Source organism: Helicobacter pylori (assembly GCF_001998165.1).
GTDB classification, from domain to species: domain Bacteria; phylum Campylobacterota; class Campylobacteria; order Campylobacterales; family Helicobacteraceae; genus Helicobacter; species Helicobacter pylori_DL.
On the sequence record NZ_MTWR01000102.1, the window covers coordinates 1 to 253 of the forward strand.

Consider the following 253-nt stretch of genomic DNA (forward strand, 5'->3'; position numbering starts at 1 on the left):
CGGCTATTTGCCATGAAGGGGCATTTTTGGCTCCACTACTTCCACTTCTAGATTTCGCTATCAACATGGGGCAATAATCTTTAAGGGTATTGACAATCGTTTGCGCTTGAGTCAAAAGATTTTGCGCATCATTAGTCGTATCAATAACAGAAGTTGTCGTTTTAGTTTGATTATCTTGTTGATACTTTGATGTGGTTACATACGCTTCTAATTTTTCCCCTTTGCTATTTAAAGGAGCAAGCCCAGCTTGTTT

At 38.7% G+C, this 253-nt stretch carries 1 protein-coding gene; it reads right to left on the minus strand.

The window, feature by feature from the left end:
* Positions 1 to 253, minus strand: a 253-nt coding sequence (locus tag BZK24_RS08355; protein ID WP_341537520.1) for a SabA family sialic acid-binding adhesin, incomplete at both ends; no start/stop codon positions are given.